At 46.5% G+C, this 15,271-nt stretch carries 12 protein-coding genes; 9 read left to right on the top strand and 3 right to left on the bottom strand.

Annotated elements, in window-relative coordinates; all coding sequences use genetic code 11:
* Window positions 1-197 precede the first annotated feature (197 nt).
* From ACBP55_RS03025 to ACBP55_RS03035, 3 genes are all read left to right on the top strand, one after another.
* On the top strand, window positions 198-1,517 hold the full coding sequence (locus ACBP55_RS03025; protein WP_036632511.1) for a deoxyguanosinetriphosphate triphosphohydrolase family protein: 1,320 nt from the start codon (window positions 198-200) through the stop codon (window positions 1,515-1,517).
* Window positions 1,518-1,790: 273 nt separating this feature from the next.
* The gene (locus tag ACBP55_RS03030) at window positions 1,791-2,108 is read left to right on the top strand and encodes a transposase (RefSeq protein ID WP_464644440.1); all 318 of its coding nucleotides are present in this window, start codon (window positions 1,791-1,793) and stop codon (window positions 2,106-2,108) included.
* An 11-nt stretch (window positions 2,109-2,119) separates the two neighbouring features.
* Window positions 2,120-2,980, top strand: coding sequence for an IS3 family transposase (locus ACBP55_RS03035; protein ID WP_464653214.1), 861 nt, complete (start codon window positions 2,120-2,122; stop codon window positions 2,978-2,980).
* Window positions 2,981-3,166: 186 nt separating this feature from the next.
* Here the strand turns inward: ACBP55_RS03035 and ACBP55_RS03040 are convergent, their stop codons facing one another.
* On the bottom strand, window positions 3,167-4,186 hold the full coding sequence (locus tag ACBP55_RS03040) for an alpha/beta hydrolase (protein WP_464649675.1): 1,020 nt from the start codon (window positions 4,184-4,186) through the stop codon (window positions 3,167-3,169).
* 352 nt (window positions 4,187-4,538) lie between these two features.
* Here ACBP55_RS03040 and ACBP55_RS03045 point away from each other — a divergent pair, with 352 nt between their 5' ends.
* Complete coding sequence (locus tag ACBP55_RS03045) at window positions 4,539-5,282, top strand: IclR family transcriptional regulator (protein ID WP_029194493.1); 744 nt, start codon at window positions 4,539-4,541, stop codon at window positions 5,280-5,282.
* Window positions 5,283-5,868: 586 nt separating this feature from the next.
* On the top strand, window positions 5,869-6,774 hold the full coding sequence (locus ACBP55_RS03050; protein ID WP_464649676.1) for a cation diffusion facilitator family transporter: 906 nt from the start codon (window positions 5,869-5,871) through the stop codon (window positions 6,772-6,774).
* Window positions 6,775-6,893: 119 nt separating this feature from the next.
* Here the strand turns inward: ACBP55_RS03050 and sleB are convergent, their stop codons facing one another.
* Both sleB and acnA read right to left on the bottom strand, forming a co-directional pair.
* Window positions 6,894-7,550, bottom strand: a complete 657-nt coding sequence (sleB, locus tag ACBP55_RS03055) for a spore cortex-lytic enzyme (RefSeq protein WP_464649678.1) — start codon at window positions 7,548-7,550, stop codon at window positions 6,894-6,896.
* 229 nt (window positions 7,551-7,779) lie between these two features.
* The gene (gene acnA, locus ACBP55_RS03060; RefSeq protein WP_464649679.1) at window positions 7,780-10,497 is read right to left on the bottom strand and encodes an aconitate hydratase AcnA; all 2,718 of its coding nucleotides are present in this window, start codon (window positions 10,495-10,497) and stop codon (window positions 7,780-7,782) included.
* A gap of 195 nt (window positions 10,498-10,692) precedes the next feature.
* On the opposite strand from acnA, the gene ACBP55_RS03065 reads away from it, so the two are divergent.
* The 4 genes from ACBP55_RS03065 to ACBP55_RS03080 all read left to right on the top strand — a co-directional run bounded on the left by ACBP55_RS03065 (window position 10,693) and on the right by ACBP55_RS03080 (window position 15,260).
* Entirely contained in the window at window positions 10,693-11,712 is a 1,020-nt protein-coding gene (locus tag ACBP55_RS03065) for an amidase domain-containing protein (RefSeq protein WP_464649681.1), read from the top strand.
* Between the two features lie 39 nt (window positions 11,713-11,751).
* Window positions 11,752-12,897, top strand: a complete 1,146-nt coding sequence (locus ACBP55_RS03070; RefSeq protein ID WP_464649683.1) for a D-alanine--D-alanine ligase — start codon at window positions 11,752-11,754, stop codon at window positions 12,895-12,897.
* A gap of 6 nt (window positions 12,898-12,903) precedes the next feature.
* Window positions 12,904-13,221: a hypothetical protein gene (locus ACBP55_RS03075; RefSeq protein ID WP_464649685.1), complete on the top strand. Its 318-nt coding sequence runs from the start codon at window positions 12,904-12,906 to the stop codon at window positions 13,219-13,221.
* 323 nt (window positions 13,222-13,544) lie between these two features.
* Window positions 13,545-15,260: a methyl-accepting chemotaxis protein gene (locus ACBP55_RS03080; RefSeq protein WP_464649686.1), complete on the top strand. Its 1,716-nt coding sequence runs from the start codon at window positions 13,545-13,547 to the stop codon at window positions 15,258-15,260.
* Window positions 15,261-15,271 lie beyond the last annotated feature (11 nt).

Raw genomic sequence — 15,271 nt, forward strand, 5'->3', positions numbered from 1 at the left:
GGAGACAATAGTCTTGTGCAGCATCCCTTTTTTTGTTCAGGAAGCGCGTCATGACTTGTTGCGAGGTAGACGATATAGTATTATTTTACCACATAAGAAAGTTTAAGATGTTCGGCCTCAAGAGAGGTTATCTCATATGATACAAGAATTAAGAGCGATACCGGGCGTCCGGCAAGAGCACTAGAGGAGGCAAGCTTATGAACAACATACGTAAATATCGGCCAGGTGAGGCCGGTTCCTCTAAATTGAGTGAAGAACGGGATGAATTTGAGCGTGATTATGCGAGGTTAATCCAATCTCCGACCTTTCGTCGGCTGCAGGGCAAATCGCAGGTGTTTGGCGCAGGATCAGGTGATTACTATCGAACACGTCTGACCCATTCGCTCGAAGTTGCCCAAATCGCCAGAGAAGTGGCGAAGCGTTTAGAACGGACGAACCCTTTTTTGAGTAAAAGAGAGCATCCTGGCTTGATCATTGATCCTACCGTCGTCGAGTGTGCATCGATCGCTCACGACTTCGGTCACCCGCCTTTTGGGCATAAAGGGGAAGAGGTTCTGAATCATATTCTGATGAGGGATCATGGCTTGAAATATGAAGGCAATGCGCAAAACTTCCGCATCCTGATGTTTCTCGAAAAAAGAGCAGGGAGTGAAAGCGGTCTAGACCTTACAGCCGCGGTGCTTCTCGGCATTAATAAGTATCCATTTTTAATCGAGGAAGAAGGCCGGCTTAAGGGTGTCTACGCTTCGGAATGGGAGATCATTCAAGATCTGCGCTCGCAATGGAATATGCCGGAGGGCTGTTCGACCTTGGAAGCACAAATGATGGATTTATGCGACGATATCGCGTACTCCACCCATGATATTGAAGATGGTATTCGTGCAGGCAAAATTCAAATGAACGCAACCTTTTTTGAGGATCAAAGACTGATTCGCCATGTGGTCATGGAAATATTGAATGATCCCAATAAGCACAAATTCGGCTGGGAGCAAGTCAATATCGAGCAAATGGTCAGGCAAGTTCTGTCGGACTACCTGGAGCAATGGGAGCAAATTTTCGCAGAGTGCAACGGGGAAGAATCACGTACGCGCAGAGAGATGAAAGCCCGCTGGGTGAGCTCATTCGCGAGTAGTCTGGACATTATAGATGACCCTGACCGAGGCTGGAAAAAGGTTGCACTCGTGAAAGATGGAGCCGAGGATATGAATCTGCTGCGCACGATGGAAATTCTCAAGAAGCTTGCGTGGGTCACGCTGATTAAAGACTTCCGCGTGCTGCGCCTGCAAAAACGCAGCGAGATCATCGTCGAGCGCCTGTGGGACAGCTTCATCGACAAGGACAAGGGGCAGTGGATCATGCCTCCGGACTGGATTGACAGCTACGAGCGCCGTAATGCCACCTGGAGCTGGCCGCGTTTCGTCGCGGATTATATTTCCGGTATGACCGACGCCTACGCGGAGAAGGTCTACGCCGAATTATTCGCTAGCAAATCCGGCTCGATTTATGAGATGGATTAGTTTGGGGAAACGATGCGGAAACGAGCTAGAAACGTGTAGGTGCGAGGATTTGCAGGGATTCTCGCCATGATCTGTTCAAAGATATGGAAGATGTAAAAAGTGCAGCAAATTTAGTCTATATCGACGATTTCAAGAGAACAAGTTGCAAAAAGTGCATCTAAATCGACCAACCCGGCCCGTTTTTGGCTAGATTGCAAGTATTTTGCACCTAGAATAAGAAGTGGACACCTCACTAAGAGAATTAGATAATAATCATAACTAGGAGGTGTTCACATGAGTGGGCAGCGGAGGTCATTTAATGAAGAATTTAGACGTCAAACAGCAAAGTATTTGCAAGAGCAGACAAAGTCTGTAGAGGAGATCGCACTCGAACTGGACATACCTGCCAAAACGCTACATGCTTGGAAAGCAAAATACCGCGAGTTTAAAAACGAATCCGTCAATCAAAGTGAACGGGTTCGAGAACTCGAGCAACTATTGAAAGAAAAAGAACGTGAACTGAATCAGAAAGACCGCCGTTTAGCTGATGTAGAAGAGGAATTGGCTATCGTAAAAAAGGCGGTGCACATCTTCAGCAAACCAAAGAATTAAGGTTTCAATTCATTGAAGATCATCGCTCTGAGTTTCCAGTGGAGAAGATGTGCAGCGTGCTTAAAGTATCCAGGAGCGGCTATTACAAATGGCGTACGGCAGCACCATCCGAACAGCAAAAACACAAAGAGATGCTAACAGAGCGGATTAAGTTTCACTTTAAGGACTCTGATCAGCGGTACGGAAGTCCAAGGATATGGAATGAACTTAAAAAGGAAGAATTGCGGGTATCTGAGCGTACTGTCGGCAAGATCATGCGTGAACAAGGCCTTCGCTCTTGTATGTCAAAGAAATTCAGAGTAACAACAACGGATTCGAAACACAATGAACCCATCGCTCCAAATGTACTCGAGCAAGACTTTTCAGCGACAAAACCCAATGAAAAATGGGTAGCTGACATTACCTACATTCCCTGTCGTGAAGGAAAACTGTACTTAGCAAGCGTAATGGATCTGTACACAAAGCAGATTGTAGGTTGGAAGCTCAGCGACAGCATGACGACAGACCTCGTGCTAGACGCATTAAAACAAGCTTATCACGCTAAGAAGCCCAAGGAGGGGCTTATTCATCATTCTGATCGTGGCGCTCAGTACGCGTCCAGTGACTACCGTAAACAGCTCAAAACCTATCGAATGAGAGCTAGCATGAGTCGTAAAGGGAACTGCTATGATAATGCCTGTATCGAGGCATTTCATAGCATTTTAAAGCGCGAACTTATTTACTGCACCCCGACATTCAAAACAAAGCAGGAAGCCTATGAGAAGTTGTATCGTTACCTAGAGTTATTTTACAACCGAAAAAGATCCAACAGTACGCTAGGCTATGTGTCCCCTCTTCGCTTTGAGCAGCAGTACTATAGACGCACTGCCTGAAAATTAGGAGTGTCCACTTTCTTGACAGAAGAGCATTTAATGTACAAAATGCATCTTTGTTGCCTCGAAATGAAGAATAGACGATGATTTGCTGCACTTTTTGCATGATGTTGTTTGTAGACCCAGTCAGGTACCGCTGAATTGTTGATTAGAGGCAAAAAAATATCGACCCGCGAGGGGCCGATTTTATAGGGAGGAGGGAATACCTGGGTTAACTTGCATAGGAGTAGTTGAGATACCGTTAAGGAAATTCATCGTTCGACGCATATACGTCTTGGGCTCTGCTCGGTACAGCAACTCATGCTGCGCTTTTGGGATAATCCATAGCTTGGATTCGGAGTCCTTTTGCTGCTTGAACATATCTTCTACCATGCCATAGGGTGCTTTGTAATCTTCCGTACCATGGATGAAGAAAATCGGCATCGGATAAGCTGTTGAGGTTACTTTGTTGTAAGGGACTTCTTGCAAGCTAACGCCATTGAGCAAAGGGAAGAATAAGCGTACAAGCGGTAGAGATGGGAATTTCGGCACGTTAACGACTTGCTTCATATTATGATAGAGTGTGTCTGGGTTGAGCAAAAAAGTGCTGTCCAGAATCATCCCCGAAATATCGTTGCCACTTTGAAGAGCAGTCTGCAGTGCTGTTCCTGCTCCCATAGAGAAGCCCCAAATATAGATAGGACCGCTGGAAATCTGCTTGATATAATGGATGGCGCCAAGCAGTTCTTGCGATTCCTGAATGCCGCCAGTCATGATTCGCTTACTGTTAGGGTGTACATAGCCATAATCGAACATGAGTACATTGTAGCTTTGCAAATGAAGTTCGCGGGCTAAGCTGTAAATGGGAACCCAAAGTTCTTCGCGATTGCCGCCGTAACCATGGGAGAAGATAACCGTTTTATCGGAATTACCAGGTATGAACCAACCGTCTAGGTTTGATGTACCATTCAGACTAGGGAAAGTCACATTGTTGTAAGAAAGACCCACGGCCTTCATCGGATCCGAATGAAGCGGGTCAATATGCGGCCGAGCCAGTGTCCAAGCAATATAGGCGTGAAAACCAAGAAGCAAAGAAGTGCATAGGATTAGAAATGAAATGAGGATGGTGAAAACCAGCCTTTTTTTGCGCAAAAGCGGTCGGGTGACCACTTGCTCTAGTGTGGGTTGTAGTGAACCAGTTCCAGGGGTTAGAGATGTTGTTGACATCGTAGTACCCTCCCTCAAATAAAATAGTATGATTATGCTTCTGCGGGTTAGAGGTTAAAGGGAGAATGAATTATTTAAATATTCAGATAAGTATTCCATTAACTTAATAGTATTCTGAATGCGCTTTCAAGTCAATGAGAATGCGCTAATTGTAAGCCCTTTGTAATCGTTCTGTAACAATGAGAAAACAGATGTATAGGGATCTTTGGTCTTGACCAAAGTCTCTCCTCCTATAGGGATCTTAGCTCAAGATCAAAGTCTCTCCTTTACGGGTTAAAAGAGATTCGCTATACTGAATATAACTGAGTTTCATATAGTGAAACTTTTTTCACGGATGAAAGTGGTGAAAATGATGGAAGATGGCAAGCTGACCGTGCGCGCCGTTGAGCGCGCTTTAGATATTATGCTTTGTTTCACTGGGGCGTCAGAATTGACGCTGACCGAAATTGCAAGTCGTGCCCAGCTTCACAAAAGCACGGTACACCGTCTTCTAGCTTCCCTAGAAGGCAAAGGATTCATCATGCGCGATGGCTCGACGGATAAATACAGACTCGGTTATCGGCTATGGGAGTTGTCCGCTAACCTTTCCAAAGAGGGGGATCCCGGCGTCATTCTTCTGCCGGAAATGGAACGGCTGCGTGATCAGCTCGGCGAGACGATCTCGCTGTACGTGCAGGACGGCCTTGAGCGCGTACGCGTCCAAGCCGTCCAGAGCAACCATGCCATTCGCCGCGTTGCCCCTGTCGGGGCGCGAATGCCTTTGTACGTCGGCGCCTCGAGCAAGGTGCTCGTCGCCTTCGCTGAGCCAGCGCTGCAGGAGCAGCTTCTAGCCTCGGCCGATTGGCCGACGGGGCTAGATACGCTTGCGTTCCTGCAGCAGCTCAGCGACACCCGACGCGCTGGCTTCGCCACGAGCGTCGAAGAGCGCGAACCCGGAGCGGCGGCTGTGTCCGCACCGGTTCTGGACCGCGGCGGCCGGCTTGTGGCCGCCCTCGCGGTCTCGGGTCCAGCGAACCGGCTCACGCTGGAGCTGATGCAAGAGCAGGCGCCGCTCATTGTGGAGGCGGCGCGGCGTATGGGAACGATGCTGCGCTAGCGCATCGTTCTTTTGTGCACATAACAGAAAGTATAAGTTTCGAGGTAGAGCTTAAGGGTATCCCCTTTATAAGGTGGCCATTCAAAAACTTCCGCAATTGTGCAAAGTCGGCAATCGATTCATTGTGGACAAACGCTAACGAACTCAGAAAACGTTATGAAGCTCCAAAGGGGCTTTTGATATTCTAACGAATCGAGAAAACGCTATTGCAGGAAAGACAGCCCCAAATCACGCTTTTTCGCCAACGTAACGAGGCTGCGATTCGTTAGGATTCGAGTACGCGCATTATGAGGACAATAGCGTGTTCACGGTTCGTTAGCTCTGCGACAGCCTCCAAAATCGGTCTGCAGAGAAAAGAAGATGATCATGGAGAAAGTGGATATGGGCGGTTGGAGCCCTATATCCAATTCCCTCCCCAAGCTCAAACATATGGATTAGCACACAAAGGACCTGGGGCAAAGCCTCAGGTCTTTCTTTAGGCTTCGTGCTGGCGCGAAGCCGCAGCCCTACCGTCATCCGTCGTCGGGATGACGGATGCTTTGCTTCTAGGAGGTCATACTAGAAGAGGGAAAGGGAGTGGCAAGTAATGAATAAGACAGCCTCGATGCTGGCGATCTGGATCAGTCTTGCCAGTAATATCGTGCTGACCGCCATCAAAATCATCGTCGGCCTCAATTTCAAAAGCCAAGTGCTAATTGCCGACGGCATCCATAACGCGGGAGATGTCATTGCAACCGCAACGGCTTATAGCTCGATGCGCGTTTCCTCCAAACCAGCGGATGTAGACCATCCTTACGGGCATGGCAAAGCCGAGGTGCTCGGAGCCTTCATTGTCGCTATCATCTTAGGTGGAGCAGCCATTTATATGGGCTACCACTCTATTCATGCGTTATTTGAGCCAGCAGGAGAGGCGCATATAATTGCATTTATCGCGGCGATCATCTCGCTAGTTTGGAAGCAGATTCTTTATGTCTACACGAAACGTATCGGCCAAAAGGCCAACAGCAAAGGATTAATAGCCACTGCTTATGATCATTTGGCCGACGTATATGCTTCGATTGCTGCTTCGGTCGGTATAGGTTTGGCTTTAATCGGCGATCACTACGGCTATAGCATACTGGCTTTTGGCGACCCCGTGGCTGGTATCATCGTTTCTTTTTTAGTGCTGAAATTAGCATACGAAATGGGCAGCGAATCTTTCGACATTCTCATGGAGCGCAGTGTAAGCACGACATACATTGAACAATACGCGGCATTGATCCGATCTGTACCAGAGGTCAAACGGATCGACCGCCTGCGTGCCCGTGAGCACGGTCATTACATATTAGTTGACGCCAGACTTGGTGTATCAGGCAAATTAACCATCCAAGAAGGCCATGACATTAGCCGCCGTATTAAGCAAAAAATCAAAGAAGCGCATAGTGATGTGGATGAGGTGCTGGTTCATTTAAATCCTTGGTATGAGGAGTCTGCTACATCAGGCGGGGATTGATCATAATTCTTAATCCTTCTGAGCCGCCAATTCGCATATCTATGTAAAACACCTCTACGCGAGGTCGCTCACCATGTGGCGGCTTCGGTAGAGGTGTTTGTTTTTCTTCTATCTTTGTATTACCTAGCAAAAATATGATGCCCAATCCGCACAGTCTGCGGACGTGACCAGATCCATTTGCTCGTCGCTGTATCTGGATTAAAATAGTACAGGGCACCCTTGGTAGGGTCCCAGCCGCGAACAGCATCCTGTGCTGCCATGTAGGCTGTAGAATCCGGCTTAAGCCAGTATTGTCCGTCACTAACGGCTGTAAAAGCCCCAGGTTCAAAAATAATGCCTTGGATGGTAGTCGGGAACTGACTCGATTGTAGACGATTCATGACAACGGCCCCAACGGCTACTTGTCCTTCATAGGATTCACCGCGAGCCTCGCTGTAAATCACTTTCGCCAACATATCCAATTCAGCTTGATTCACTGAATAGTTACGTAATGCCTCCCAAGTTTTTGCTCCAATCATGCCGTCAACGGTTAGACCAAAATTATATTGAAAATTGCGAACAGCAGCGGCCGTAATCGGACCATATTTGCCATCCACAGGTTGCTGATAGTAGCCTAAAGTCTCGAGTCGGAACTGGGCGTCCCAGACATCACCGTTTTGACTGCCTTGCTTCAAATTAGTTGCAGCAGAAGCCGGTTGGCTCCATTCGCTTACGGTAAAACCTAATCCCATTGAAGCTAGCAGCACGACAAGGACGAGTTTTTTGATCAACTTCATGTTCATCTCCCCTTTCGTCCTATCAGTATAGGTGCCGAAGAGGGGGGGCTCAACCCACAGTTTTTGGCAATACAACCCAAACCCTTGGCGCCGTAAGGGAATTTAGGTTGTAAAAATGCCTTAATTATTGCTGATTTGGTCTTTTATAAAAAATAAAAAGCCCGAGACCGCCATTTAAGGCAATCCCGGACTTTTGCTGTGTTATGCGTTTTGTGTGTGTTTTGCTGTATTAGTTTTTCTCAGCAAGGATGGAGCGAAGAACGGTTTGCAGAATACCGCCATTGCGGTAGTAGTCTACGTCTACCAAGCTATCCAAACGCACGAGTGCGGTGAATTCGAAGCTTGTGCCATCTTCACGAGTAGCCGTTACTTTTACAGTGGAACCTGGTTGAACGTCGTTGCTTAAACCTGTGATATCGAATGTTTCACGACCTGTGATCCCGAGGGACTTCCAGCTTTCACCGTTAACGAATTGAAGTGGAAGAACGCCCATACCAACAAGGTTACTGCGGTGAATACGCTCGAAGCTTTCCGCGATAACGGCTTTGACGCCAAGTAGGAACGTACCTTTTGCTGCCCAGTCACGGGAGCTTCCAGTTCCGTACTCTTTACCTGCGATAACTACGAGGTTTTGGCCTTCAGTTTGATACTTCATGGAAGCATCGTAGATGGATTCAACTTCGCCAGTTGGCAGGTAAGTTGTTACGCCGCCTTCTGTTCCTGGTGCCACTTGGTTACGAATACGGATGTTCGCGAACGTTCCGCGCATCATCACTTCGTGGTTACCACGACGGGAACCGTAGGAGTTGAAGTCTTCTTTTTTAACACCATGGTTGATCAGGTATTGACCTCCAGGGCTGTCAACTTTGATGTTACCAGCAGGGGAGATGTGATCCGTTGTAACGGAATCGCCCATAAGTGCCAATGTTTTTGCACTGCGAATATCTGCAATATCATCAAGAACCGTGCCCAAATCTGTGAAGAACGGAGGCTCTTGGATGTAAGTGGATTTGTTGTCGAATTCGTACAGATCGCCTTCCGGAATTGCGATTTGGTTAAAACGCTCATTCGCACGGAATACGTTGCTGTATTTGTCACGGAACATGTCAGGACTCATAGCTACGTTAAGAGCATCTTGAATCTCTTGGTTTGTAGGCCAGATGTCTTTCAAGTAGACTGGTTGATCGTTTTGGTCATAACCAATTGGATCTGTCGCCAAGTCAATGTTCACAGTACCTGCAAGCGCATAAGCAACAACGAGTGGAGGTGATCCAAGGTAGTTGGCTTTTACTTGAGCATGTACGCGGCCTTCAAAGTTACGGTTACCGGAGATAACGGCAGCCACAGTCATATCGTTGTCGATGATGGCTTTGCTTACTTCTTCTGGAAGCGGACCGGAGTTACCGATACAAGTCGCACAGCCGTAACCTGCAACGTGGAAACCGAGAGCTTCAAGGGACTCAAGCAAGCCTGCTTTAATCAAGTACTCGGTAACAACCAGGGAACCTGGCGTCAAGGAGCTTTTTACGAAAGCTGGTTTTTTCAAACCGCGAGCTACCGCTTTTTTCGCAACTAGACCCGCACCGATCATAACGCTTGGGTTGGATGTGTTTGTACAGGAAGTAATAGCCGCGATAACAACTGCGCCAGTACCCATTTTGACAGTTTCGCCACCTGGATAAACAATATCAACAACTTCGCCGACTTTCTCTTCCGTCAAGCCGTAGCCGCCTTTTTCGATCGGTGTACGGATGATAGCATTGAAAGATTCTTTCATGTTCGTAAGCTCAACGCGGTCTTGTGGACGTTTAGGACCAGCTAAGCTAGGAACAACGGAGCTAAGATCAAGCTCAAGAACATCTGTGAACATAGGATCTGGCGTGCTGTCTGTACGGAACATGCCTTGTGCTTTGTAGTAAGCTTCTACAAGCGCAATTTGATCTTCCTCTCGCCCAGTAGCTCTCAAGTAGTTCAATGTTTCGTTATCGACAGGGAAGAAGCCGATTGTTGCGCCGTACTCAGGAGCCATGTTCGCAACCGTTGCACGGTCAGCCAAGGAAATGTTGCTCAGACCAGGACCGAAGAACTCAACGAATTTACCTACAACGCCTTTTTTACGCAAAATTTGTGTAACTGTCAAAGCCAAGTCAGTCGCTGTAGCGCCTTCTGCCAATTGACCAGTCAATTTGAAACCAACAACATCCGGAGCTACGAAGTAAAGCGGTTGTCCAAGCATACCAGCTTCAGCTTCAATACCGCCGACGCCCCAACCTACAACACCAAGACCATTGATCATCGTTGTATGGGAGTCAGTACCAACCAAGGAATCTGGATAAACAACGGTTTCGCCGTCGATTGTTTTCGTAGCTGCTACGGAAGCCAGGTACTCCAAGTTAACTTGGTGAACGATACCTGTTGAAGGAGGAACAGCACGGAAATTATCGAACGCTGTTTGTGCCCAACGTAGGAAGCGGTAACGCTCTTCGTTTCTTTCGAATTCTAAGTTAATGTTCATGTCGAGGGCATCCGGGGATCCGAAAGCATCGACCATAACAGAGTGGTCAATAACAAGGTCTACAGGAACGAGTGGGTTGATCCGTTTTGGATCTCCGCCTTCACGAGCCATCGTCGCACGCATTGCCGCAAGGTCAACAACGACGGGTACGCCTGTGAAATCCTGAAGAACGATACGAGCAGGAATGAAAGGAATTTCTTTGTTTTCATCGCGGCCTTCAGCCCAACCAGCGATTTGTTTCACGTGTTCACTTGTAATGGCACGACCGTCGAATTGACGAATAGCCGCCTCGAGCAAAACGCGAATGGAGACAGGCAGATTGCTAACGGTTCCGTGGCCTTGATTTTCAAAATCAGGAAGACTGTAATACTGGAACGATTTCGTTCCCACAGTTAACTGCTTACGCACAGAAAAAGAGTCCTTATTGGACATGGGTAATTCCTCCTCAATAATATTAATCATCCATTGGTTTCATCTAATGAAACTCAATTTCATTAATCCCTCTACATCAAGTATAGCGTTTCGCTGTGTATGAGTAAAGATTAATTTCAATCATTTTTACCGTCAAAATGTCATATATTGAATCAATTCAAAGCAATTCGGGCTCGTCCTAAGGAGGATACCAAGATGTCCTGGAAAACAGCGCTCTATAATTACGTTCACGCTAAGAACCAGGCAGAGATCGAAGGCTCTGCTGCACCTTTGGAAGCTTATGTCTCAGACAGCGCTTATGTACGGAAACAGGATGTCAAGGTACGAAGGCTCCTGGACAGTTACCGCGACCGTGATGCTAAATTGCTGCGTGGAGAAACGAAGCTGCGTCTTACTGGTGTCAAGGAATCGCCTCAAATGATAATAGCGGATATCCAATTACATCGATTTCTAAACTATCGAATTGGAACCATCGAGCATCTTGAAGAACGTATTGAACCTGAACGTGTGTTCATTGATATTGCGGCAAACCGTTGGCAGGTCCGATATACAGAACCGCTCCATGGAGAAAAGTCGCTTCCGAGCAAGCAGCGCGGCGTCTTTTTGCCAGATCCTGAAGGTTTTGAGGATGGGCTCCGAAGAGGTCCCTCACTTCCTTATATCAATTATAGTATACTCAACAGTGCTGCTCAGGAATCAGCTCCTCGCAAAATCATTTATAATCGTGCCAAAGTGGTCCAATATGCAGAAACTTGGTGGCAAACTCCGAATCCGAGATACGAGGAATTTGAAGTTGACTGTACGAATTTTGTATCGCAATGCCTCTTTGCAGGCGGGGCTCCAATGGACTATACTGGGAAAAGGGATTCGGGCTGGTGGTATGCTGGGAAAAAAGGCAATCAAGAGCTTTGGAGCTTTAGTTGGGCTGTTGCCAATAGCCTGCAAAAATTCCTCTCCCATAGCCGCAGAGGTCTGCAAAGTCATGCGGTAGATGATCCTAGCGAGCTTCAACCTGGGGATACAATTAGCTACGACTGGGATGGCGATGGCCGCTATCAGCACAATACGATTGTGATAGGCAAAGATGCCAACGGGATGCCGTTGGTTAATGCGCATACATATAATAGCCGTAATCGCTATTGGGCTTATAAGGATTCACCTGCTTGGACGGAGAGGACGAAGTACGTTTTCGTTCGAATCGCTGATCAGATGTAAATTGGATGAGAAAATGCAAATACTAGACGGAGGTACGTAATGAGCCGCAAAATACGAATTGGACTAATTTATGGGGGGAAATCCGGAGAGCATGACGTGTCCTTGCAAACTGCATTGGCGGTTATGAAAGCTGTGGACTTCAATAAATATGAGATCACACCGTTTTATATATCCAAAAAAGGCGAATGGCGAAGCGGTGCACCCCTATTAGGTCCGGCTGAATCCAAAGAAGTATTGACTTTTAGCAGTGGAGAAACGGCTGCAGCCGCACCTGCTTCCAATGCTTTGGCACCTATATTCGGGGCCATTCAGACAAAAGGCGATGTGGCCATAGCAGCGAATACAGCTGCAACAATGGACAGCGGCTTAGATGTTATTTTCCCGCTTTTGCATGGCACATTCGGTGAAGATGGGACCATTCAAGGATTGCTTGAAATGGCGAACATTCCATACGTAGGAGCGGGTGTGCTAGCATCAGCTGTCGGGATGGATAAAGTCATGATGAAGAAGATCTTCGCACAAGAAGGGCTTCCTCAGTGTGTTTTCCGCCATTTCACTCGTACCGAGTGGGAAAAGAACCGTGCGTATCACCTGGTCGAGCTGGAAACAGCTATCGGATATCCGTGCTTCGTGAAGCCGGCTAATCTAGGCTCCAGTGTCGGTATTTCCAAAGCAAGAAATCAAGAAGAATTAATTAAAGCGGTCAATTTCGCCTTCCAGTATGATCGCAAAGTCATTATTGAAGAGAATATCGATGCTCGCGAGATCGAAGTAGCGGTTTTGGGCAATGATGAACCGATTGCTTCCGTTGCTGGTGAAATCATGTCCTCGAACGAATTTTACGATTACAAAGCGAAATATATGGATGGCAAATCAGCGATGGTTATTCCTGCAGACATCCCCGCCGAAACGGCCGAACAGATCAGACAGTTGGCGATTCAAGCATTCTTGGCAGTGGACGGCAGCGGCTTATCGCGTGTTGATTTTTTCTTAGGCAAAATCGATCAGAAAATCTACATTAATGAAATCAATACGATGCCGGGCTTTACACCATTCAGCATGTACCCGCTGCTATGGCAAGAAACCGGAAAACCCTACACAGAGCTGCTGGACGATCTTATTCGTCTGGCTATCGAACGGCATACAGCGAAGCAGAGTATCCAATATTCTTTTGATGTGGAGTAGATGCAAATGGGATTTCAAACGGAGTTCAATTCGGTCTGCAAGTTTAAATCAGCACAGGAGCTCTACGAGCTTCTAGAGTACGGCCGCGGCAAAATGGTGAAGAGCGGTTTCCGCGTCTTCCCGACCGGCCAGAAGGTCATTGCTTACACACCTGAGAATCAGGCGATTGCCATTGTCCGAATCGTTGCTTCCATCGCGGAAATCAATTTCCAAGGCGATGAAGTCACGCAAGTGGAGATGGAGCTCATTCGCCGTTTGACGGAAGAAGAGTCACGGATTCAGACGGCACTTGCTTTTGAGATGTTTTTTGGCGAGCAAGCGTAGCGGCATAGCGTAAAGTAGAAGACATCGTCCGATATGGACGGTGTCTTTTTTGTTCAATTGGGAATTTCACGGCTATATGAATGATAGAATTAAACATTTGTCAAACTCGTGACATTACAAATCATTACATTTTGGTGTCGAAATTTAGCGATATTTCGCATAAAAGCTCAAAATCATGGTCACTTTTGTTGCTATTTCGGGTATTATGTACTATTATTCGGGGTAATTGCAGGAAACCTTACCCATCTATGGGATCATTAAGTTTATTAAATTAGCAAATTGTCCCACTACGGTTCCTAATTTTCATAAAGGAGTGTTTTGTCATGTCATTACATAGAAGAACAATGAGATTAACAATTGGTAAAAAGTTAATGGGGGCATTTTTGATTATTGCTATTTTAACTGGAATTTCAAGCAGTATTTCCTATTATTACCTTCAACGTGTAGACGATTCATATACAGATCTAGTTGGAAGACGATCGGCAATCTTAGCCAATGCTCAAACCATGCAATTAGAATCTGCGAAGCAATCTAGTCGATTACGTGGGTATCTCTTAACCAAAGATTCGGAATATAAGAATACATTGCAAACATCCAATGCTAGCCTATCTAAGCTTGTCAGCGAAACAATGACGTTGGCTTATAGAGAGGAAGATAAAGACAGACTAAGAAAATTGGACGAGCTCAATGTACAATTCAAACAAAAGTATGATCAATTATTACAGATGGTCCAAAATGGCAAGAATTCGAATCAAGTGATGGATTTTTACAATAATGAAGTGTTGGCTGTTGGAAGGCAATTAGAACCAGCAGCAGACGAAATAGCTAGTGGGCAGCGGAAATTAATGGATGAAGGTAGCGTTAATAATACGGAGACGGTTAATTCTGCGAATAGGACTGTTTTGACATTAAGCATTTTGGCATGTGTATTAGCGATTTTGATTGGGTATTTCAGCTCCCGTATGATATCTAAGCCTATTGTCGTTATGGAAAAATTCGCTGAGAAGATAGCATCAGGGGATATATCTATGGATAACATTCAGGTTAAAAATAAGGATGAAATCGGTACTTTAGCCAAGTCCTTTAATCAAATGAAGGAAAATCTTCATGACTTAGTCAGACAGATTAGTATAAGCGCCGAGCAAGTCGCTGCTTCCTCGGAGGAGTTAACAGCTAGCGCAGAACAAACGAGTCGGGCTTCCGAAACCATTACCTCTACCATTCAGGGGGTCGTCGTTAGCGCAGAAAGACAATCTTATAGTGTAGATGAAAGCGTAAGGGCGATGAATGAAATGTCCGCGGGCGTACAACAAATCGCTGCAAACACACAAGTAGCTTCTTCAGTGTCTATGCAAGCCGCCGAAAAAACATTGGAAGGAAACAAGGCCATTCAATCAGCAGAAGAACAAATGGAATCGATTCATATTTCATTTAATCAGCTAGCGGGTGAGGTAAAAGAAATGGGCGAGCTATCAGGAGAAATTGGACAGATTATCGACGTGATCGTAAGTATTGCTTCTCAAACCAATTTACTTGCTCTAAACGCAGCGATTGAAGCTGCAAGAGCCGGTGAGCAGGGCCGCGGATTTGCAGTAGTTGCGGGAGAGGTTCGTAAGTTAGCAGAGCAATCAACACATTCGGCTGAGCAAATTACACAGTTAATTACACATATCCGAAACGGTATTGAAAAGACGATTCAAGCGATGGAAAACGGAACCAGGGAAATTAATGAAGGTATTCGTGTGGTGCATACTGCCGGGGGAACTTTCGAAGAGATTAAGGGATTTGTAGAACATGTAGCCACCCAGGTCCAAGAGGTTTCCGCAGCTTCGCAACAAATGTCCGCCAGTGCTGAACAGATCGTTCATTCTTTTGAAGAAATTTCCGAGGGATCGCAAACAGTGACCTCTCAATCTCAAAACGTAGCGGGTGCCACGGAGGAACAATTGGCTTCCATGGAGGAGATTTCCTCATCTGCCGCTTCTCTGTCTAAAATGGCCGAGGAACTACAAACGGTAGTCGGTAAGTTTAAAGTTTAATTGAGGTGCAG

This window comes from Paenibacillus sp. WG02, from assembly GCF_055396115.1.